The sequence below is a fragment of the Paenarthrobacter sp. NPDC089675 genome (assembly GCF_044749185.1).
GTDB lineage: Bacteria > Actinomycetota > Actinomycetes > Actinomycetales > Micrococcaceae > Arthrobacter.
Map to the genome: position 1 here is coordinate 98,052 of NZ_JBIVHM010000010.1, position 20,859 is coordinate 118,910.

The following is a 20,859-nucleotide window of genomic DNA, read 5'->3' on the forward strand; positions in this document are numbered from 1 at the left end:
GTTGAATGTAAAGGATCGCCATGACCCAGAAACTTTTCGTCGGAACGCAAGCCCCTGATTTCGCGCTTCTCGACGCCGACGGCAATAAGGTCTCGCTGTCCGATTACCGCGGACGCAACGTCATTGTGTACTTCTACCCCAAGGCCGCCACTCCGGGCTGCACCACCGAGGCCTGCGACTTCCGCGACAACCTCGCCAGCCTCCAGGGCAAGGGCTACGAGGTCATCGGCATCTCCCCGGACGCCCAGGAAGCCCTCTCCTCCTTCACCGGCGAATTTGCCCTGACCTTCCCGCTGCTCTCCGACGAAAACCACGCAGTGGCCCTCGCGTACGGTGCATGGGGCGAGAAGCTCGTGAACGGCGAAATCGTTGAAGGCATCGTCCGCTCCACGGTGGTCCTGGACGGCGAAGGCAAGGTCAAGCTCACCCAGTACCAGGTGAAGGCCCAGGGCCACGTCCAGGCGCTCCGCGAAGAACTCGGCGTCTAACCTTCTCTCACGGAACCGCCCTTCCGGTGGATCCCTCTCTCACGAAATCACCCTTTCTGGAGAGCCCTCTCTCACCTGACTGAACAACTTTTGTAACGCCCGCTCGCGCAAAGTGAGCGGGCGTTCATGTTGGTTGACTAAACGTGACAAAACACCGCCCGCATTAGTTAATGGAGCCATGGTCTCAACCTCGCCCCAGCGCCATGCCGTCGTCGTCGAAGATGACGAAGACATCCGCGGCCTCCTCGTGGTGGTCCTCGAACAACTGGACTTCATCGTCACGGAGGCCGCCGACGGACTTTCCGGCGTTGAGGCCATCAAGAACACCAATGCCGAACTGGTCACCCTGGACATCAACCTCCCGGATATCGACGGCATGGAGGTGTGCCGCAGGGTCCGCGAATTCTCCGACGCATACGTCCTGATGCTCACCGCCCGCGCCGACGAACTGGACCGGCTCACGGGCCTGGACACCGGGGCCGACGACTACCTCACCAAACCCTTCAGCCCCAAGGAACTCCAGGCACGCATCAGGGCCCTTTTCCGCCGGGCACGCACCCCCGCGCAGCCCACGGAGGACCCGCGCCAAAGCGACGAACTGGCGCGCGCCGCCGTCGTGCAGAAAAGCCTCCTGCCGCAAGAGACGGTAAGGCTGGATGATTACGACGTCGCCGGCGCCTTCCGACCGTCGCGCAGCGTGGGCGGGGACTTCTATGACTGGTACCAGACCACCGGCGGCATGCACCTCACCTTCGCAGACGCGATGGGCAAGGGCATGGGCGCAGCACTCATCGCAGCTACGGTAAGGGCCGTAATGCGGTCCGTGGCAGACAACCCCGCGATCGACTCCGCTTTTGCCTCTGCGGGCGCCACGATCGCGACGGACCTGGACCAGTCGGGCTCGTTCGTGACCATGTTCCATGCGCGTCTGGACAGTGCGTCCGGCCGGCTCAGCTATATCGACGCCGGTCACGGACTTGGGCTGCATGTTCCCGCTGACGGGGCGGCCCGGCGGCTTGTTTCGGCCGGGCCGCCCGTTGGCATACTTCCGGACCAGGAATGGCCGGCCGCCGAAGTCACATTGGAGCCCGGCGACTCCTTGGTGATCGTCAGCGACGGCGTCCTGGATGCCCACGCCACGCTGGAGGACTTCATCCGCAACGTGGAGAAGGCCGCCCGCAACGAAGCCACCTCGGAAGATGTGTGCGCCGCGCTGTTGGAACTCGCACCCGCATCCACCGCGGAAGACGACGTGACCGCCGTCGTGGTTAAACGGAAACCGACTGGACACTAAGCCACACAAAGGGGGATCGTGACTCGCTTCTGGACTCGTTTGATCGTTGTCCTCACTGTCATTCTCGGCGTGAATTACGTTGCCTGGCGGTGGCTGGCCTCGCTCAACTGGGAAGCGTGGTGGATCGCCGTTCCTTTGGTGATCGCGGAGACGTACAGCCTCATTGACGTGATGCTGTTCGGGCTCACGGTGTGGAACCTGAAGATCCGCAAGCCGCCACCCCCTGCCCCGGCCGATGCCACCGTGGATGTCTTCATCACCACGTACAACGAGCCCTTGGACCTGGTCCTGACCACTGCGTTGGCGGCCAAGGCCATCAGGTGGCCGCACAGCACGTGGATCCTCGACGACGGCAACCGGCCCGAGATGCGCGAACTCGCTGAATCCAACGGCATCGGGTACGTGACGCGGACCGCGGACTGGACACCAGACATGCCACGCCACGCCAAGGCCGGCAATCTCAACAACGCGCTCATGCTCACCTCGGGCGAGTACCTGTTGATCCTCGACGCCGACCAGATCCCCGAGCCGGACATCCTGGACAAAACGCTGGGCTACTTCAACGACGACCGTGTGGCGTTGGTCCAGACACCTCAATACTTCATCAACGTCCCCGCCGACGATCCCCTCGGCAGCCAGGCACCTCTGTTCTACGGACCCATCCAGCAGGGCAAGGACGGCTGGAACGCGGCATTCTTCTGTGGCTCCAACGCAATCCTCCGCCGCGAAGCCCTCATGCAGCTGGGCCTGGTGGGCTACGTAAAAGCCACGGAGCAGAGCATCAAGCGTGCCCTCGCCGCGTCGAAGCAAGCTATCAAGAAGGCCCGAAAGTCCCCCGAGGCTGAAAACCCGTTGGTGGAGCAAATGCTCAACGAGGTAGAGGCTGCCACCAACAACGCCCAGCAGGAACTCGAAGCCCGGGTCTCCCTCAGCGAAATCACGTACCGCGTCCGCCGCAAGGTGGACGAAGCCGTGCGCACCCTTGTGGCAGCCGATTTCTCCGCGTTGCAAGCGGACCTCGAGGAAATCGCGGCAATGGAACTCGCGCACGTCGGCGAAGGCGGCGTGACCACCGTGGCGAGTGACGCCGTCGACCGTATGTCCGGTCGCGACTGGTCGCCGCTGGGTGCGCTCGAATCCGTCCACGCGGTCCTCGACGCGATCTCCGTGGAACGCACCGACGAGGCCCAGCCCATCATGCCGCTGGCCACCATCTCCGTCACCGAAGACATGGCCACGGCCATGCGGCTGCACGGGCTCGGCTGGAAGAGCGTCTACCACCACGAAATCCTCGCCAACGGCCTTGCCCCCGAGGACCTCAAGACCATGCTCACGCAGCGCCTCCGCTGGGCACAGGGCACCATCCAGGTCCTTCTCTGGGAGAACCCCTTGACCCAGCGCAACCTGACCTGGGGCCAACGGCTCATGTACTTCTCCACCATGTGGACCTACCTGAGCGGCTTCGCGGCCGTCGTCTATTTCGCTGCCCCGATCATCTATCTGACGCTCGGAATCCTGCCCGTGAGCAGCCTCAGCTGGGACTTCTTCATCCGCTTCATCCCGTTCATGGTGGTGAACCAGCTGCTCTTCCTGGTGGCAGGCCATGGCATCCCCACCTGGCGCGGCCAGCAGTACAGCCTCGCCTTGTTCCCTACTTGGATCAAGTCATGCACGACGGCGGCGCGCAACGTCTGGTTCGGCCGTCCCCTCGGGTTTGCGGTCACCCCGAAGGCGCGCCAGAGCGGCGGCCCGAGCTGGAGCCTCATCCGTCCGCAGATCATCGTTGCGGTCCTGCTGGCCATCGCGATGGCGGTAGGCATGGCCCGCCTGCTGACAGGTTTGGCAGAGCCGCTCGGTACGCTCGTCAACGTTTTCTGGGTGGCGTTCGACCTCGTGGTCCTGAGCGTGCTGGTCAAGGCAGTTTTGTACAAGGGCTTCGTCCCTGAAGAAGTAGGGCCTGTTGGGCCCGGAAGCACCGAGGAGAGGAACGCCGATGCAGTTTAGCTACGAGGTCAAAGACACCTACGCCGAAGTGAAGGGTGTTGGCCGCTTGAACATGGTGGCCGCGCCGAAGCTTCGCGAGGTGGTCAACGAGGTTGTAGCCGGCGGGTCCAGCCGCGTGGTGGTGAACCTGGCGGAAACCGACTTCATGGACTCGTCCGGGCTCGGCGCGCTCATCGGTTGCCTCAAGGCCGCACGCCAGGCCGGCGGGGACCTCCGCATCGCCGGCGTCCAGCCTCAGGTGAAGATGGTCCTGGAGCTGACCAACATGGACAGAGTCCTGACGGCCTACCCCACCGCCGAGGAGGCTTTCGGCGATGACTGATGTCATCGCCCGTCGGGGCTTTCACGGACCCTCCAACGAGGAAGCCATCGAGGCCATCCACAACGAGCTCGATGCCCTGTGGGACGACGCCTCATTCGTGCCGGACATGGACCGGATGACGTTCGCCACCGCCGTCATCGAGGCCGCGGCGAACATCGTCCAGCACGCCGAGCCCGTGGCGGAGAATCCCGTGGAGATCGACGTGGAGATCGGGGTATGGCCTTCGCGTCTGGTTGCCCGCATCAGCGCCTTGAACGCCCGTGAGCCCTTTGCCGAGGACATGCAGGCGTCCATGCCGGATTCGGAAGCCGAGTCCGGCCGCGGGCTGGCCCTGATCGAGGCCTTGGTGACAACAGTGACGTTCGAGCGCCAGGACGGCACCAACACCTGGATCCTCACCCGCGACACCTAACCCACCGGTGAGCGAGGATCCGGGGAAGCCTGCCGGTATGTGAGAGAGCAAGCGTAGTTGCCGGTCCCTCTCGCACATCCCACCCCCACCCGGGGCATCCCTCGCTCACATAAAGGGGGCGCGGGGTGTTCTCCCCATCGCCGGGCGTGAGGCGGTGTGAAAGCATGCGGTGATGACCGCCGTCGTGCCTCAAGCCGTGAGGTACGACGACGGTCGTGTCCGAACCATCCAAAAGAACCGGGGAACAATGCGCCGCACAGCCCTTGTACAACTGGCCCTCCCGGCTGCCCTTATCGGCGTCGTGGCCCTCGCTGGCTGCGCCGCAACCCCGGACGGCCCCACTCGAAAACCAAGCAGCGCCCCGCCCGTCACCGCGAGCCCGGCGCCGGTGGCGGAGAGTTTCACCAAATACGATGCTTTGCGCGCCGAACTCGTTGCCGCCCTGGAACAGAAACTGCCAGGGATCACATGGAACGTGGACAACCCGGCCCGCCTCGCGAAGTCGAGCGATGGCAGCTGCATCCTCCAAGCGGCCAGCATGAAAAGCAGCGCAGACATTGTTGAACCGTCGAACCACTTCAAGGAAGTCTTCACGGCCGGTAATCCCGTCCTCGGCAAACACGGATTCCCGGCATTTGGTGGCACGGACGACGTCCCCGGCGGCTGGGTGGTTGCCCGCAGCACCGACGGCTCGGGTGCCACCGTCAGCATCGAGTCGAAGAGCCCGGCGTACCTTCGGATCTCGGTTCCGGTGGACTCGGCCACCTGTGACTCCAAGGAAATCCCGGCAGGCTGAAGGGAAGTTCTGCCCATGGCCGCCACGCAGAAGCACGGATACGGTGGCCGTACAACCGCACAACTGACGAGGGGGACGCGATGCCGGGATTCTACGGTGCCGATATTGAACAGCTCAGGGCACTGGCCAAGACGATGTCCCGGCATTCGGACAAGATGAACTCCCTCTCCTCGGAGCTCGGGCAGCTCATCGCTTCTTCCCGCTGGGATGGACGCGACGCAGCCCAGTTTCGGCAGGCCTGGGAAGCCGAGCACCGTCCCATGCTGCGCCGGGCGGCTACGAGCTTGCAGACCCAGGCCAAGGAGCTTGAACGGAACGCGGACCAGCAGGACAAGAGCAGCGCAGCTTCCACTGGTACCGGCGATTCCGGGAGGGGCGATTCCAACCCGCCCGGCGATCCCGGCCCCTTGGACCCGAACAAGCCCGACGTCGACGTTCCCGGCGATGTCCGCAACGATCCCAGTGCCGGCGACCCTCGCGACATCAAACAGGGTCAGATCGGCGACTGCTGGCTGCTTTCCGGCATTGGCTCGGTGGCTCAGACGTTGGAAAAAGAGGGCAAGCTTGACGAGTTCCTCCAATCGCACATGCGCCCGGTCGGCGATCCTCCCACGCACTGGGTGGTGACACTTTATGAGGACGGGAAACCGGTGGACGTCACTGTTGAGGCCAAGTCGACCGAAGGCGGGGTCCGTGGCGCTGACGGGCAGCCCAACTGGCTCTCCATCTACGAGCGGGCGGCGGCCGAGCATCGGGGCGGTTCATACGACGATATCGACGGCGGCTACAGCAGCGACGCCATGGAGCTGATGACCGGGCGCTCCGCCAACAAGGACGGCGAGCTGGATCTGGACACGATCGAGGACAAACTCGCCAACGGCCAAGCGGTTTCCGTGGGGACACAGGACGTCAAGGACGACGACTTCGACTGGTTCTGGGAAGCTGATGAGGTCAAGCGCGACGACGTCGTCCCAAACCACGCGTACATGGTGGTGGACGTGAAGTCGAACGACGCCGGCGAGAAGGTGATCGTCCTGGCCAACCCTTGGGGGCCTTCCGGTGGTTACATGAGCGGGGACGACCACCAGAAGGCGGGCACACTGGAACTGACCGAGGACGAGTACAAGGAGAACTTTGATTCCGTGTACTCGGTGGACACCAAGTAGGGATGGCCGTGGAACAGCTCGTGACAGTCAAGCAGGGAATGCAGCCCTCGTTCGGGGACGTGAAGGTGGGCGTCGTGAAGATCGGAGTCGCCGACGGCAGGCCGGCCATCCAGTTCTGGATCCGCACCGCGGAACAGGAACGGAAGCAGGCCTTCCGCGAGGGGCAGTCGGTGGCCCTGCCGGGTGCCGGAACGTTGCGTATCGCTTCGATCCGCCCCGCCGACGGCAGCACGGAAGCCTCCGCTGTTCTGGCGTACGACGCCGACCGGCCCACCCCGTGAGGTGAGAGAGGAAACGGGAAATCCGGGCGGGACGTGAGAGAGGAACCGTATTTGCCGATCCTCGCTCAGATCACGGCGCGTTCCGGCAAACGCTCTCTCACTTAAGCCTTCGCGATTGCCTCTTTCAGCGCGCCGAGCACCAAGGTCACGGATGCACTGTTCGCGTTCGGGCCCATCATCCCGATCCGCCACACGGTGTCCGCGAACTCGCCGACGCCGGCACCGATCTCCAGACTGAAGTGCTCCAAAAGGTACGCGCGGACGGCAGCCGAGTTGACGCCGTCGGGCACTTTGACGGTGGTGAGGCTGGGCAGGCGGGCACCTTCAGCGGCGAACAGCTCAAGGCCCATTTCCTGAAGCCCGTCCTGCAGCGCTGCGCCGGCGGAACGGTGGCGGGCTTGGACGGCGTCGAGCCCCTCAGCCAGGATGCGGCCCAACGCAGCGTCGAGCCCCGCGATCATCGTGACCGGCGCCGTATGGTGGTAGGTCCGGGCGCCCGAAGCGGCACCGACGTACCCGCCCAGAAGCCCGATATCGAGGTACCAGGAACGGGGATCCTTGACGCGTCGTTCGAAAGCCCTGTCCGAAACCGTGAACGGCGAGAGTCCGGGCGGCACGCCCAAGCACTTCTGCGTTCCGGCGTATCCGACGTCGATCCCCCAGTCATCCGCAAGCAGCTCCAGTCCGCCGATGGATGTCACGGCGTCGGTGATGAGGAGGGCGTCGCCCTTTCCGGCGCCGAGTGCTGAGATGTCGGAGAGCACGCCGACGGAGGTCTCGGCATGGACAGCTGCGATGACCTTCGGATGCGGGTGTGCCGAGAGAACCCTCTCCGCGTCCACGGGCTGGCCCCACTCATGGTCAACCCGAACCACGGTGGCTCCGCAGCGCCGCGCGACCTCGCACATCCGGGCGCCAAATAAGCCGTTGACGGCAATGACCGCAACATCGCCGTCCGTCACCGTGTTTACAAAGGCAGCTTCCATGCCGCCCGAACCCGTGGCACTCAAGGGCAGGGTTCGGGCGTTCGCCGTTCCCCACACCGAACGAAGGCCGTCACAGACCCGGTCAAGTCGCTCAATAAACAACGGATCCAGATGCCCCAGCACGGGCCATGACAGGGCGGCCATGGCCTCGGGGTAGCAATTGCTCGGACCAGGACCGAACAGGAACCGGGAAGTCAATATGTCTTGCACGGAGCGCTCCTTCGACGGGGTTGAGGTCATTCTGCCGCACTCAGCGTTGCGGGGCCCGCTGTGCGCGCCAAAACCCAAACAGAGGGCGCAGAGCGGGCCACGCAAGGGAAGCTCCAAGACTTAAATGCTAAGGTTACTCACCATTATCGAAGCCGCTTCGAACGAGGGGAACGGGGAGTGACTACCGAAGGAAGAGAAACGCCGGAGCAGGGCGTCCGCGGGGAAGTCCAGCAGGACCGGTTCGTCGCGGGCCAGGACCTGACCCGGTGGAAATCCCCCATAGGGCGGGCGCTGGCCTCTGCCGCGCAACGCATCACCACATTCCTGGGTCCCTATGCCGCGCTGATCATCACCTTGGCGGTGGGACTGGTCATCGCCGTTGCCTTGGCGGCAACGTTCGGGGAGGTTTACGAATCCGTAGTGGATGCCGATGGTGTGGCCGGCCTGGACCACCCCGTGCTGGAGGCCGCCAAGGCAGTGAGATCCCCCGCCCTGGACGCAGTCACCACCGCCTACACGAACATTGGCGGCACAGTGGGCATGCCGCTGATCGCCGTTGCCATCATGATCTTCCTGGCTGTCCGAAGGAAGTCGTGGACACCGGTCATCTTAATGCTGGCTGCAGGGCTGGGTTCGCTCCTCATGACCATCCTTGGCAAGCCGCTCTTCGGCCGGACGCGCCCGGATCTCAGTGACGCCATCCCGCCCTACGAGCACTCGGCGTCCTTCCCCAGCGGCCATTCCCTGAACTCGATCGTGATCGCAGGAATCGTGGCCTATTTGGTCATCCTCCGCGTAAAAACTGCGAAAGCGAGGGTGATCACGATCGTCGTCGCGTCGGTCTTCGCGCTCACCATGGGCCTGAGCCGGGTCTACCTCGGCCACCACTGGTTGACGGATGTCCTCGCCGCCTGGGCCCTGGGCATCGCTTGGCTGTCACTGGTGATCACTGCCCATCGCCTCTATCTGACTGTCAGGACACGGCACCACAAAGCGGTACTCTCTTGACACCAGCCCAAGAACTCGGTTTCACTTTATTACGTATGCTGAAATAACAGTTCCATGATGCGGAAGCTAGAGGCGAAAAGCTTCCTCCTGCCAACCAAGCAGGAGTTCCGCATAGCCCACACCATGGATGCCAGCATTTGCACGAGGATGACACAAGCATGGAGCTTGCAGTATTCAACAGCGTTGAACGTGACGAGGCCGTCAAGGTCCTGACGCCCTGCCTGGACATCAGCCGCTGGGTGGAGACGATCGTGGACGGCCGCCCCTTCGCGAACGTGGACGAGTTGCTCAAAGCGGCCAACCAGGCGGCCGAACCGTTCACCCCGGAAGAGGTGGAGTCCGCCATGGCCCACCACCCCCGGATCGGCGAGCGGCCCAAGGCCCGGACCACCGAAGCCGCCATGTCCCGATCGGAGCAGGCGGGCGTGGACCCCGGTGACAACCAGACCACGGCCGCACTCGCCGAAGGCAACCGTGCCTACGAGGAAAAGTTCGGCCGGGTCTTCCTGATCCGCGCAGCCGGACGCAGCGCCGAGGAAATCCTTGCGACGCTCCAGGAACGCCTCACCCACACCCCCGAACAAGAAGACACCATCGTGGCTGAGCAGCTGCGGGAGATCGCACTGTTGCGGCTCTCCAGCCTGGTCAGCGAAGGAGTCGGCGAAGGAGCCAACGCATGAGCGTTTCACAAATCACCACGCACATCCTGGACACCGGCTCCGGCCGCCCGGCGGCGGGTGTCGCCGTCGTACTCTACGTACGCGAAGGCGAGGACTGGACGCTGGTGGGCAAGGGCGAAACCGACGCCGACGGCCGCATCAAGAACCTCGGACCCGAGCGGATCCCCGGCGGCGCATACCGCCTCAACTTCGCCACGGGCGCTTACTACGAGGGCCTTGGCACGGAAACGTTCTTCCCCGAGGTCGACCTGAACTTCACAGTTTCGGACGCCGGCGAGCACTACCACGTGCCGCTCCTCCTCAGCCCGTTCGCGTTCTCCACCTACCGCGGCAGCTGACCAAGTCTGCCGCCCGTAACGCCCTTCGGCACGCGCCGGAGGGCGTTACTTGTACCCAAACCCGGAAAGGTAGGCTGGAAGGCATGGCTTCCGAGGACACCCCAACCCCCGCACCGAACAACGAACCGCCCGCACGTCGCGACATCACCGTCCGCCGCGCGCCGAGGTTCGTGCCGTTCATGATCCTCGGAGCAATAGTCGGTGCGATCGTGGCCGCCATCATCGCCTACGGCCGCCCGGCCGATCCCGCCTTCGACGCCAGCACCGTCTTCGGCTTCTTCCTCGTAGCCTGCGCGGCCGGCGGCGTCATCCTCTTCTCCATCCTCGCCCTGGTCCTGGACCGGCTCAGCGTCAAGAAGTCCCGGCGCGCTGTGGTGGAAGCCGTGCCGGATTCCGTTCCGGATGAGGGCCCGGAGTACGACGGCGGCCGCTGAGTCGGGCATCCAAAGGCACCTTTCAGGAGCCTAAGGATGTGAGACACGCCGCATTTAGGGCTTTTCGACGGCGTTTCGCGCCGTTGGAGGGGTCACATAACCGGAGCGGGAACTTACCACGGCCACAACATGAGACAATCGACCAGTGGCACGTGGCGACGGAAAACTTTCTCATGATCTTCTTCCCGGCGAAAAAGGCCCCCAGGACGCTTGTGGCGTCTTCGGGGTGTGGGCTCCCGGTGAAGAAGTAGCAAAACTCACCTATTACGGGCTGTACGCGCTGCAGCACCGCGGACAAGAGTCGGCTGGTATCGCTACCAGTGACGGCAAGCGCATCAACGTCTATAAGGACATGGGCCTTGTGTCCCAGGTCTTTGATGAGACCACCCTCAATACCCTCACCGGACACCTGGCCGTTGGCCACTGCCGGTACTCCACCACCGGTGCAAGCCACTGGGCCAACGCGCAGCCCACCCTGGGCGCGACCGCTACGGGCACCGTTGCCCTGGCCCACAACGGCAACCTGACCAACACCGCCGAGCTGCGCGAGATGATCCTCCAGCGCAACAACGGCCAGCTCACCGGTGAAATGAAGCAGGGCAACACCTCGGACACCGCGCTGGTGACCGCTTTGCTCGAGGGCGAAGAAGGCAAGACCCTGGAGCAGACCGCCTTGGAGCTGCTGCCCAAGATCAAGGGCGGCTTCTGTTTTGTCTTCATGGACGAAGGAACGCTCTACGCTGCCCGCGATACCTACGGCATCCGTCCGCTCTGCCTGGGCCGCCTGGACCGTGGTTGGGTAGTGGCATCCGAGCAGGCCGGCCTGGCCACTGTCGGTGCCAGCTTCATCCGCGAGATCGAACCCGGCGAGTTCATCGCGATCGACGAGGAAGGTGTCCGCTCGCAGCGTTTCGCCGAGCCGACCCCTGCCGGTTGCGTCTTCGAGTACGTCTACCTGGCCCGTCCTGATGCTGCCATCGCCGGCCGCTCCGTGTACGAGTCGCGCGTGGAAATGGGCCGCCAGTTGGCCCGCGAGAACACCCACGAGGCGGACCTCGTCATTCCCGTGCCGGAGTCCGGTACGCCTGCTGCTGTTGGCTACGCCGAACAGTCCGGGATTCCGTTCGCGCACGGCTTCGTGAAGAACGCCTATGTTGGCCGTACGTTCATCCAGCCGTCCCAGACCCTGCGCCAGCTGGGCATCCGCCTCAAGCTCAACGCCTTGGAGTCCGTGATCCGCGGCAAGCGCATCGTGGTGGTGGATGACTCGATCGTCCGCGGCAACACCCAGCGCGCCATTGTGCGCATGCTCAGGGAAGCGGGCGCCAAGGAAGTCCACGTCAAGATCTCCTCGCCGCCCGTCCAGTGGCCTTGCTTCTACGGCATCGACTTCGCTTCGCGCGCCGAGCTCATCGCCAACGGAGCCACCATCGAGGAGATTTCCCAGGCCATCGGCGCAGACTCGCTGGCCTACATCTCCGAGGACGGCATGATCGGTGCCACCCAACAGCCGCGCGAGCGCCTTTGCACCGCGTGCTTCACGGGCAAATACCCGATCGAACTGCCGCACGCAGACAAGCTGGGCAAGAACCTGCTGGAGCGCACCGACCTCGGCGGCCTGGCTCCAGCCGAGCCCACGGGAGACGCAGTTTCCGATCCCTCCGATACCCAGGATCCGGCTGAGAAGCCGGGTGCCACGGGCTGTGACCCGGGTCCGGACGCCGAATTCGAGAACCTCCTTACCGACGCTGATCGTTTGACCGACGCCGACAAGAAAGAGTCTGTATGACCTCCGCATCCCCCGCCGCTGAGAACAACTCCGGTATCACCTACGCCTCCGCGGGTGTCGACGTCGAAGCGGGCGACCGCGCAGTCGAACTCATGAAGGACGCCGTCAAGGCGACCCACAACGCCTCGGTGATTGGCGGCGTCGGCGGTTTCGCTGGCCTGTACGACGTTTCCAAGCTGCTGACCTACAAGAAGCCGCTCCTTGCTACGTCCACCGACGGTGTTGGTACCAAGGTCGCCATTGCCCAGGCCATGGACATCCACGACACCATCGGCTTCGACCTCGTGGGCATGGTGGTGGACGACATCGTTGTGGTGGGCGCGGAGCCTCTCTACATGACGGACTACATCGCTTGCGGCAAGGTTGTTCCGGAGCGCATCGCTGACATCGTTCGCGGCATCGCATCGGCTTGCTCCGTGGCCGGTACCGCCCTGGTAGGTGGCGAAACCGCTGAGCACCCGGGCCTCCTGGGTGAGCACGAATACGACGTCGCGGGTGCCGCCACCGGTGTTGTCGAAGCAGACGCCCTCCTCGGTCCGGAGCGCGTCCGCGCCGGCGACGTGGTGATCGGCATGGCTTCCTCCGGCCTGCACTCCAACGGCTACTCCCTTGTCCGCCGCGTCATCAACCACGCCGGCTGGGCGCTGGACCGTCAGGTTTCCGAGCTGGGCCGCACGCTGGGCGAAGAGCTACTGGAGCCCACCCGCGTCTACGCAGCCGATTGCCTGGATTTGGCCCGTGCCTTCCCGGTTTCCGCCGGAGCAGCTGTCCACGGCTTCAGCCACGTCACCGGTGGTGGCCTGGCCGCCAACCTGGCACGTGTCCTCCCGCAGGGCCTCGTGGCCACAGTTGACCGCGCCACCTGGGAGCTTCCCGCGATCTTCAAGCTGGTCTCCGAGCTGGGCAACGTCCCATTGGCTGACCTGGAGCGCACGCTGAACCTCGGCGTGGGCATGGTTGCCATTGTTTCCCCGGAAGCAGCTGACGCAGCCGTCGCACGCCTCAACGAGCGCGGCCTGCCGTCGTGGGTCATGGGTACGGTTTCCGCCGACGCTGACTTGAACTCTATCGACAAGACGGGCCCGGACTACGTCCAGGGTGCCAAGGGCGTCGACGGCGGCGCTGTCCGTTTGGTGAACGCGTACGCCTAAGCGTCATATCGCATAAAGGAGCGGCCCGGCAGTTGGGATCAACTGCCGGGCCGCTTTTTTCTCGATGCCGCTTACAGAACCGCCGACAAGAAGGCCTTGGTACGTTCGTGCTGCGGGCGGTTGATGACGGCCTCCGCCGCCCCCTCCTCGATGATGCGGCCATCGTGCATGAACACCACGCGGTCCGCGACGTCCCGTGCAAAGCCCATCTCGTGCGTCACCACGATCATGGTCATCCCTGACTTTGCCAGGTCCTTCATGACACGGAGGACCTCCCCCACAAGTTCCGGATCCAGCGCCGACGTCGGCTCATCAAACAGCATGAGCTTCGGCTGCATGCATAAGGCCCGCGCGATCGCTACACGCTGCTGCTGGCCACCGGAAAGGTGCCGCGGGTAGGCGTCCGCTTTTTGCTGCAGGCCCACCTGTTCCAGCAAGACAAGCGCCCGACGCCGGACCTCGTCCTTGCGCTGTTTGAGCACCCTGAGTGGGGCCTCCATGAGGTTTTCCAGGACCGTCATGTGTGGGAACAAGTTGAAATGCTGGAAGACCATTCCGATATCGGTCCGGTCGGCGCAGATCTCGTTGTGGGACTGTTCGTGGAGCTTGTCGCCTTTGATCCGGTATCCCACCACCCTGTCCCCAACCCAGAGCAAACCGCCGTCGATCTTCTCCAAATGGTTCACGCACCTCAGGAAAGTGCTCTTTCCCGAACCGGAGGCGCCGATCAGGCAGACTACTTCGCCCTTCCTGACCTCCAGGTCAATGCCCTTGAGGACCTCGTGTGGCCCGAAGCTCTTCCGGACTTCCTGGGCCCGCACCAGCGGGGCATCGGTTGCGCTCGTGGATTCGGTGGTCATGATGCGTTGCCCTTTCCTGTAGCCAGCGGCGAGTGGACCCTGAAGAATTTCCGAAGTCGTTCCACTGGAGTGGGCGGTACGGTACGGGACGTGCCCCTGGAGAAGCGACGTTCCAAATAGCCCTGCCCAATGCTGAACACGGTGGTGATGATGATGTACCAGATGCTCGCTACCAGGAGCAGTGGGATCACCTGCAGGTTCTTGGAGTAGATAATTTGCGCGGAGTAGAGAAGTTCCGGCACGGCAAGCACGCTGACCAGGGACGTGGTCTTGAGCATGCCGATGAACTCATTGCCCGTGGGCGGGATGATGACGCGCATGGCCTGGGGCAGCACCACCCGGGTGAGGGTCTGGATCCGGGACATTCCCAAGGCGCCCGCGGCCTCACTCTGCCCTTGGTCTATCGACTGGATGCCAGCTCGTACGATTTCGGACATGTACGCCGCTTCGTTCAAGCCGAGGCCCAAGATTGCGGCGGCCAACGGGGTGATGAGCTGGTTGGCATCGAGGCTGACCCCTGGAAGGCCGAAGGTGATTTCCGGATACAGGGCGGACAGGTTGAACCAGAACAGGAGCTGCACCAGCACTGGTGTGCCTCGGAAGATGGTGACGTAGGCACTTGCCGAGGCTTTGACCACGGGATTTGCAGACAACTGCATGACCGCCAGGACCACGCCGAGCCCCACACCCAATGCCATGCACACCACCGTGAGGAACAGCGTGATCCCAATGCCGTTCACGATCGCGACGTCTCGGAAGTAGAGCGCTACCTTGTCCCAGCCGAAGCGCGGGTTGGTGACTGCCGAGACCACCAGCAGAACCACGACGGCGGCAACTGCCGTCCCTGCCACCCAGCGCCAGGGGTGCCGGGCCGGTACAACGGTGAATCGATCGTGCCCCGTTGATGTCACGGTAGGAGACATGAGTCCGCTCATCGGGAACCACCGGCCTCAACAGCGTCAGCGCTGATGGCGACTGTTTGGGGAATGCCGTACTTCGTATTGATCTGTTTGTAGGTATCGCTGACAACCAGTGCTTTGACCGCGGCCACGACGGCAGGCGTGAGCGGGGAACCCTTGGGCAGCGCAATGCCGACCGGTGTGGGATCGAAATCCTGGTCACCGGCAAGTTCGAACGCTCCTCCGGAGAGTTTGCTGGCGTATCCAGTGCCGATCAGACCGGACAGGACGCTGTCCACCCGCCCGGAAATCAACGCCAAATTTGCTTCATTCTGGGAAGGGAAGAGCTGGATGTCGATGGGTGCTTTGCCTGCATCCGTGCACTTCTGCGAGAAGGCAGGAAGAGTCTCGATTCCCTGCGTCGTGCCCTTCTCGCCACCAACCTTGGTGCCGCACAGCTTCATGGGGTCCAGGGAGAGATTCTTTGGGTTGCCCGCTTTGACCGCCAAACCCGAACCACTGCTCTGATAGGCAGCAAAATCGGCATTCTTTTGGCGTTCGGCCGTGACGTTGAAGCCGGAAATGCCGACGTCGTATTTGTGCGAACTGACTCCCGGGAGGATGGTGTCGAAGGTTGCGGGCGTCATGGTGACTTCCAGGCCGAGTGTCTCTCCCAGCGCTTTGGCGAAGTCGGCGTCCCACCCAATGACTGTTTTGTTGTCGTCCGCGTAAAACTCGTACGGAGGAAAAGTGGGGTCAGTGCCGACCACCAGGGTTCCCTTGGCCTTGATGTCCGCCGGCAACAGATCAGCTGCTGCCTTGTTGTAACTGGCGGCAGGGATCGAATCCTTGGGACCGGACGAGGCTGCGGATTCCTTGCCGGCGTCAAGGGAGGCCGTGGTACAGCCGGACATTCCGATAGCTGCAGCCATGAGCAGAGCACCGGTTCTGATGAGGTTAGGACGGGACATGGTTACCTTCCGGGGGTGTAGTTCCGTGGTCGACGGCGATGTTGACCAGGGTTGTACCGACGTTGACGATTGCGGGGTGCCGCACGATTGCGACTACTCCATCAATCGGTGAATGGAATTCTTTGGCAGGCCGGTCGAGCTCTTCCACTGCATGGACCCGGGCCACGACGTCACCGGCGCTGACCTTCTGTCCGAGGACGACCAGGGGTTCGAAAAGCCCGGCCATGGTGGAATGCACCGCTGCTTCGGCGGTCAGTTGGACCCAGTGGATCGGCCGTTCGGCGCTTTGGCTTGCCAGGGGCTTCGACTCGTCCTTGAGCACGCCCCAATGGCCTAGAAGGGAGCGGAGTCCTTCCTTGGCTCTCTGCAGGATGGGCACGGAGACCGTTCCGCGGCCTCCAAGCTCGGTTGAGATCATGGGGACTCCGGCGAGGTCAGCAGCTCCGCTGATGGAACCAGCTTTGAGCATGGGCTTCACCGCCACGCAGTAGGGCGCATTGAAGGCCGTCACGGCAGCTACTTTCGCGGCCCAAAGTTCCGGAGTCGGGCCAAGGTAGACGAACGCCGATGGGACGTACTCCGAAGCGTTTCCGCCGGAGTGGATGTCCATGACGTAGTCCGCCATGGGGATAAGTTCTTCGGCCACAATAGAGGCGATCTGCTGCGCCGGGCCTCCGGCAGCGCTGCCAGGCATGGCACGATTGAGATTGACGCCGTCCACGCTGGCAACACGGCGGCCCTCCCTCACGGCGCAGATGTTCAGGGCCGGCAGAACGATCAAACGTCCCGTGACATCCTCGGCCTGGACGGTGCGGATCAGTTCCTGCAGCAGAACTTGTCCTTCATATTCGTCGCCGTGCGTGCCGGCGATGAGCAGGACCGTTGGGCCGTCTCCCCCACCGATTACCGCAAGGGGGGACGGAATGACAGCGGCGTCATTCTCATTGTCCGAGTGTTCGATCTCCAAGTGACCAAACTGCTTGCCGACAGCGGCGAAGTCGATGCCGGGGATACGGGGTATGTGCAAAGTCATGGAACAACTCTCGTCAGTTCGTTAGAATTGGATTCACTGTATACAGTGAATATCGTGATGTAAACTACATAGACTTAAATGAGTTTTTTCTGATGAGGGGATGGGGCGAATGCCTGCGCAAGCAGCCAGGAAAGTGCGGCCACTGAGCGAACACGTCTATGACAGGATCAGCAACGACATCGTCATAGGAGTCATTGCTCCCGGCGCAGCACTGGTCCAGGAGCAAATCGCCGAGGAGTACGGCGTCTCCCGCACTCCAGTCCGGGATGCCCTAAACCGCTTGGTCCACGACGGATTGGCCACACTTGAGCCTGGGTCAGGCTACTTCGCCACTACCCTGACGCGCTCGGAAGTGGAGGAAGTCTACGAGGTTCGCAAGGCACTCGAGGTCATGGCCATCAGGCAAGGCGGCGCAAAATACTCAAACCTCGAACTCGCGCGGCTGGAACTCCTCATTGCCGAGGGCGCAGAGAGCACGGATGCCGAGCAACTGTTCTCCGCAACCCGCGCTTTTCACTTGTGCCTGGCCTCCACGTCACCCAACAGTTTCCTGCTGAAGACACTGCAGTCCGTGTGGGACAACCCGGTTCAGCGCCTTATCAGCCGCTCCTATCCGCTGGACCAGGACAAGCTGGACCGGGTCGCTGACGCGCACCGAAAAATCGTGGCCGCGGCCCGGGCCTCTGACGTGGACGCGCTGATTCCACTCCTGGATTTGTGCCACGAGAAGGACCAATAGCCTAAACCTGGATCAGGCTAAGCACTCCGCCCTGGGGGTCCATGATGGTGGCAAGTGAGCCTTTTTCGGGGTTGTCGTCGGGTTCCACCAGGAGCTCTCCCCCAGCCTCGACAGCCGCATCGGCGGCCTTGCGCAGGTCAGAGACTCCGAAGTAGACCTGCCACCCTGCGTCGTCCCCTTCTTCGGCGGGGACAATCCCGGCCACCTCGTCACCGTTCACGATCAGCGTCCAGTAGCTGCCGCCGTCGTCCTGGGGATATTCGGTGACGTCATGCCCGAAGAGCTGCTGAAAAAACCCGACGGCGGCCTGCGGCTCGGTAGTCAGCAGTTCGGCCCAAGCCAGGGCACCGGGCTCGTTGAACCGATGGCTCCCCGTGTGCGTGCCGGCCTGCCAGATTCCGGTGGTTCCCCCGCCGGGTGGTGACACGAAAGCCAAGACCCCGGTGTCGGCCACATGTTCCGGCCCGAACTCGAGCTTACCCCCGGCATGGACGGCGTCCTCCGCAACTTCCTCGGCATCGGTAGCGGCGAGATAGACGTTCCATTGCCCATGGGTGCCGGCGGCTTCCTGGAGCGGGTTTTGTGGGGCGATCACGGCTACGAGGTCCTGGCCCAGGAAGGCTTGCGCGTAACTGCGGCCATCCGGGGTTGGTAAGTCGGTGAAGGTCCAGCCGAAGACCCTGCCATAAAACTGCTTGGCGGCCGGCACATCCCGCGTTTGGAGGTCCGCCCAGCACGGTTCGCCGTGGGCGTAGTGTGTCCTGGCCGTCATGCCGATAGCCCCGTCATGACGCTGAAGGCCGCGCCGGCCGGGTCCATGAGGACAGCCATGCGGCCGATCCCCGGGACGTCGAAGGCAGGCGAGATGACGTGGCCCCCAGACTCGACTGCCTGTTCAACGGCACGCTCAACTTGGTCCACGTTGAAGTAGGTCATCCAAAACGGCGAGAGCCCCTCAATGGGCAGCTTCATGGCGCCGGCAACAGCCCGACCGTCAACCACCAGCTCGGTGTACTCCTGAAGATCCCCGGCCGGCCGGATATTGCTCGTACAGCCGGTAACGGCCTCGTAGAAGCTAACAGCCTTGGGTACATCGTCGGTCTGGAGTTCGTTCCAGATCATGGTTCCGGGCTCGTTCACCAAGCCTGATCCGGGGTGGCTGCCGGCCTCCCAGAAACCGATCTGCGCACCGGTCGGATCCGTGGCGAAGAACATCCGGCCACTGCCATTCGGAACGGCATCCGGAAGTACCACGATGGCCCCTCCAGCGGCGACGGCACGTTCAGCGGCTTGGTCGACGGAGTCCACTGCCAGGTAATTGGCCCAGTAGGAAGGCATTCCCTCGGGAACGTCGGGCATCTGCTGCATCATGCCGGCCACGTACCTGCCCTTGAGCTTGGCCATGTAGTAAGTCATGCCCTGGCCTGCGTCCATGGAGTCCAGCTCCCAGCCGAACAGCAGGCTGTAGAACTGCTTGGAAATTTCGATATCGGTGGAGGAAAGGTCCACCCAACATGGTGTCCCCTGCATGTACCGCTCAACCTGCGGCATGGTGTTCCTTTCGATGAACTGGCCCCAGATCAACTTAGTACCGGGCCCAAGCAAGGACAACGCTTTGAGCCTTCAACCCGCGGGGGTCCCATACAACGCTTAAACAAGAAAGCCCGCTGGGTACGCCAAATAACGGCGTGCCCTGCGGGCTTTTCAAGATGTGTGGCATCGAAGGATGCGCAACAACCAGGAAGTACGACGGCGGTACGTAACTCAGTGCCTGGAGGCACCTTTTGGTTACGACAGCTATCCGAGACGGCGGGTGTCTACCTCGTCGTCGTCGTCTTCCGCGTACTTGTCCTCGTAAGCCGAGTAGTCCGGCTCCGGAGGATCTTCGGGGAAGTGGCTCTTTGCACGACTCGATGGGCCCGTGAGCTCACGCTCAAGTGCCGAGTAGTCAGTGTTCGGGGAGTAGTACTTGATGTCCCGAGCCTGCTTGGTAGCTTTTGCCTTTTGACGGCCGCGCCCCATGGCGTGACCCCCTTTTGTACTTGGACCGGAGGTGGTCACCATGGCGATCGGTGAGGCCCCGGAATGTTTGGTCAATTTGTCGTATGTCTAGATTACATGGTTTCAGGGGTGACTGTGTGCCACCGGGAGCCGAGCCGGGGCCGCGCACCTCTTGAAGCACGTCCAGAACCTCCAACGGACCAACAAAATTGGGTAGAGTCTGCCTCAATGCGGCATCGGAGCAGGAGGGCACAGCACTGGAATGAGTCAGGACAACACTCCACCCCGGGATGAATCAGGTCCGGATCACGATGCGGCCAAGGTCCCGCCAGCCCCGAACGAACCCCCGGCGCCCATAGCGCCGCCCCCGCCGCCTTATGCTCCCTCCGGCGGATTCAATCCGGATGGGTTCCAACATCCGGAGGAGAACCAGCCGGAGCCCCCACACCAAGGTGACCCAGTCAAGCGCCAGCGGCTCGTGATCGGCGGAATCGTGGTGGGCGCCTTGGTGCTGATGGGGGTGGTGATCTGGGTGTTGCTGAACCTGCTGGGAACCCGGCCTGAAGCCGCCGTATCCACGCCCAGTGCCACCGCATCCCTGGGCCCCCTCCCGCGCGACACGGATTCCAAGGACTTCCAAGTGGGCGATTGCTTCGCGGAGTTCGACCCCAACGCCTCAAAAGCCAGGGCGGTGGCCTGCGACACCGAGCACAACGCCCAGCTCGGTGCCGCCTACACCTACCCGCAGGAGGGTTCGTTTCCCGGAACGAACGCGCTCAAGGAGAAGGGCCGCGAGGTGTGCACGGGCATCAAGTTCAACGCCGCAGCCAACGAATACAACACGCTGCTGAAGCAGGCGGTCTACCCCAGCACCAGCAGTTGGGAACGTGGCGACCGTCGGGTGGATTGCTTCATCGTGGTGAACCCGGGGAACACCATCAAAGACGACCTGTTGCAGAAATAGGCCGGCCGGTAACTCCGGCCGGCCTATTTCCTC

General features: G+C 63.2%; 24 protein-coding genes. 16 read left to right on the top strand and 8 right to left on the bottom strand.

Annotation, left to right across the window (positions count from 1 at the left end; genetic code table 11):
• The first annotated feature begins 20 nt into the window (after positions 1–20).
• From bcp to ACIPY2_RS18805, 8 genes are all read left to right on the top strand, one after another.
• Positions 21–488 (top strand): thioredoxin-dependent thiol peroxidase, encoded by a 468-nt coding sequence (bcp, locus tag ACIPY2_RS18770; protein ID WP_400267905.1) that lies wholly within the window; start codon positions 21–23, stop codon positions 486–488.
• 178 nt (positions 489–666) lie between these two features.
• On the top strand, positions 667–1,782 hold the full coding sequence (locus tag ACIPY2_RS18775; RefSeq protein ID WP_400267906.1) for a PP2C family protein-serine/threonine phosphatase: 1,116 nt from the start codon (positions 667–669) through the stop codon (positions 1,780–1,782).
• Positions 1,783–1,800: 18 nt separating this feature from the next.
• Positions 1,801–3,786 carry a glycosyltransferase family 2 protein gene (locus tag ACIPY2_RS18780; protein WP_400267907.1) on the top strand — a complete coding sequence of 662 codons (1,986 nt, stop codon included), beginning with the start codon at positions 1,801–1,803 and terminating at the stop codon, positions 3,784–3,786.
• Positions 3,776–4,108, top strand: coding sequence for an STAS domain-containing protein (locus ACIPY2_RS18785; RefSeq protein ID WP_400267908.1), 333 nt, complete (start codon positions 3,776–3,778; stop codon positions 4,106–4,108). Before ACIPY2_RS18780 ends, ACIPY2_RS18785 begins: the two co-directional genes overlap by 11 nt.
• On the top strand, positions 4,101–4,520 hold the full coding sequence (locus ACIPY2_RS18790; RefSeq protein ID WP_400267909.1) for an ATP-binding protein: 420 nt from the start codon (positions 4,101–4,103) through the stop codon (positions 4,518–4,520). Before ACIPY2_RS18785 ends, ACIPY2_RS18790 begins: the two co-directional genes overlap by 8 nt.
• A 172-nt stretch (positions 4,521–4,692) precedes the next feature.
• Complete coding sequence (locus tag ACIPY2_RS18795; protein WP_400267910.1) at positions 4,693–5,316, top strand: hypothetical protein; 624 nt, start codon at positions 4,693–4,695, stop codon at positions 5,314–5,316.
• A gap of 80 nt (positions 5,317–5,396) precedes the next feature.
• Positions 5,397–6,482: a C2 family cysteine protease gene (locus tag ACIPY2_RS18800; protein ID WP_400267911.1), complete on the top strand. Its 1,086-nt coding sequence runs from the start codon at positions 5,397–5,399 to the stop codon at positions 6,480–6,482.
• A gap of 20 nt (positions 6,483–6,502) precedes the next feature.
• Positions 6,503–6,763: a hypothetical protein gene (locus ACIPY2_RS18805; protein WP_400267912.1), complete on the top strand. Its 261-nt coding sequence runs from the start codon at positions 6,503–6,505 to the stop codon at positions 6,761–6,763.
• Positions 6,764–6,864: 101 nt separating this feature from the next.
• Here ACIPY2_RS18805 and ACIPY2_RS18810 read toward each other — a convergent pair whose 3' ends face one another.
• Positions 6,865–7,959 (bottom strand): pyridoxal-phosphate-dependent aminotransferase family protein, encoded by a 1,095-nt coding sequence (locus ACIPY2_RS18810; protein WP_400267913.1) that lies wholly within the window; start codon positions 7,957–7,959, stop codon positions 6,865–6,867.
• A gap of 177 nt (positions 7,960–8,136) precedes the next feature.
• Here ACIPY2_RS18810 and ACIPY2_RS18815 point away from each other — a divergent pair, with 177 nt between their 5' ends.
• The 6 genes from ACIPY2_RS18815 (at position 8,137) to purM (ending at position 13,359) form a co-directional block, all read left to right on the top strand.
• Entirely contained in the window at positions 8,137–8,967 is an 831-nt protein-coding gene (locus ACIPY2_RS18815) for a phosphatase PAP2 family protein (protein ID WP_400267914.1), read from the top strand.
• A gap of 158 nt (positions 8,968–9,125) precedes the next feature.
• The gene (gene uraD, locus ACIPY2_RS18820; RefSeq protein ID WP_400267915.1) at positions 9,126–9,647 is read left to right on the top strand and encodes a 2-oxo-4-hydroxy-4-carboxy-5-ureidoimidazoline decarboxylase; all 522 of its coding nucleotides are present in this window, start codon (positions 9,126–9,128) and stop codon (positions 9,645–9,647) included.
• Positions 9,644–9,985 carry a hydroxyisourate hydrolase gene (gene uraH / locus ACIPY2_RS18825; RefSeq protein WP_400267916.1) on the top strand — a complete coding sequence of 114 codons (342 nt, stop codon included), beginning with the start codon at positions 9,644–9,646 and terminating at the stop codon, positions 9,983–9,985. The genes uraD and uraH overlap by 4 nt, the downstream gene beginning before the upstream one ends.
• Positions 9,986–10,068: 83 nt before the next feature.
• A complete protein-coding gene (locus ACIPY2_RS18830) occupies positions 10,069–10,419 on the top strand; it encodes a hypothetical protein (protein WP_400267917.1) in 351 nt (116 codons plus the stop codon).
• A 145-nt stretch (positions 10,420–10,564) separates the two neighbouring features.
• Positions 10,565–12,208, top strand: coding sequence for an amidophosphoribosyltransferase (purF, locus tag ACIPY2_RS18835; protein WP_400267918.1), 1,644 nt, complete (start codon positions 10,565–10,567; stop codon positions 12,206–12,208).
• Positions 12,205–13,359: a phosphoribosylformylglycinamidine cyclo-ligase gene (purM, locus tag ACIPY2_RS18840; protein ID WP_400267919.1), complete on the top strand. Its 1,155-nt coding sequence runs from the start codon at positions 12,205–12,207 to the stop codon at positions 13,357–13,359. The genes purF and purM overlap by 4 nt, the downstream gene beginning before the upstream one ends.
• Positions 13,360–13,430: 71 nt before the next feature.
• Here purM and ACIPY2_RS18845 read toward each other — a convergent pair whose 3' ends face one another.
• The 4 genes from ACIPY2_RS18845 to ACIPY2_RS18860 are packed head-to-tail and all read right to left on the bottom strand — an operon-like array spanning position 13,431 to position 17,122.
• Positions 13,431–14,219, bottom strand: a complete 789-nt coding sequence (locus ACIPY2_RS18845) for an amino acid ABC transporter ATP-binding protein (protein WP_400267920.1) — start codon at positions 14,217–14,219, stop codon at positions 13,431–13,433.
• Entirely contained in the window at positions 14,216–15,142 is a 927-nt protein-coding gene (locus ACIPY2_RS18850; protein WP_400267921.1) for an amino acid ABC transporter permease, read from the bottom strand. Before ACIPY2_RS18850 ends, ACIPY2_RS18845 begins: the two co-directional genes overlap by 4 nt.
• Positions 15,143–15,150: 8 nt before the next feature.
• Positions 15,151–16,089, bottom strand: a complete 939-nt coding sequence (locus ACIPY2_RS18855) for an ABC transporter substrate-binding protein (protein ID WP_400267922.1) — start codon at positions 16,087–16,089, stop codon at positions 15,151–15,153.
• Positions 16,076–17,122 (bottom strand): succinylglutamate desuccinylase/aspartoacylase family protein, encoded by a 1,047-nt coding sequence (locus tag ACIPY2_RS18860; protein WP_400267923.1) that lies wholly within the window; start codon positions 17,120–17,122, stop codon positions 16,076–16,078. The genes ACIPY2_RS18855 and ACIPY2_RS18860 overlap by 14 nt, the downstream gene beginning before the upstream one ends.
• Positions 17,123–17,231: 109 nt before the next feature.
• On the opposite strand from ACIPY2_RS18860, the gene ACIPY2_RS18865 reads away from it, so the two are divergent.
• On the top strand, positions 17,232–17,861 hold the full coding sequence (locus ACIPY2_RS18865; protein WP_400267924.1) for a GntR family transcriptional regulator: 630 nt from the start codon (positions 17,232–17,234) through the stop codon (positions 17,859–17,861).
• Between the two features lies 1 nt (position 17,862).
• Here the strand turns inward: ACIPY2_RS18865 and ACIPY2_RS18870 are convergent, their stop codons facing one another.
• The 3 genes from ACIPY2_RS18870 to ACIPY2_RS18880 form a co-directional block, all read right to left on the bottom strand.
• Positions 17,863–18,633, bottom strand: coding sequence for a VOC family protein (locus tag ACIPY2_RS18870; RefSeq protein WP_400267925.1), 771 nt, complete (start codon positions 18,631–18,633; stop codon positions 17,863–17,865).
• Positions 18,630–19,412, bottom strand: a complete 783-nt coding sequence (locus tag ACIPY2_RS18875; RefSeq protein WP_400267926.1) for a VOC family protein — start codon at positions 19,410–19,412, stop codon at positions 18,630–18,632. Before ACIPY2_RS18875 ends, ACIPY2_RS18870 begins: the two co-directional genes overlap by 4 nt.
• 246 nt (positions 19,413–19,658) lie before the next feature.
• Positions 19,659–19,883: a DUF3073 domain-containing protein gene (locus ACIPY2_RS18880; protein WP_347108543.1), complete on the bottom strand. Its 225-nt coding sequence runs from the start codon at positions 19,881–19,883 to the stop codon at positions 19,659–19,661.
• 241 nt (positions 19,884–20,124) lie between these two features.
• Between ACIPY2_RS18880 and ACIPY2_RS18885 the strand changes: the two genes are divergently transcribed.
• Positions 20,125–20,826 carry a septum formation family protein gene (locus ACIPY2_RS18885; protein WP_400267927.1) on the top strand — a complete coding sequence of 234 codons (702 nt, stop codon included), beginning with the start codon at positions 20,125–20,127 and terminating at the stop codon, positions 20,824–20,826.
• Positions 20,827–20,859: the final 33 nt, after the last annotated feature.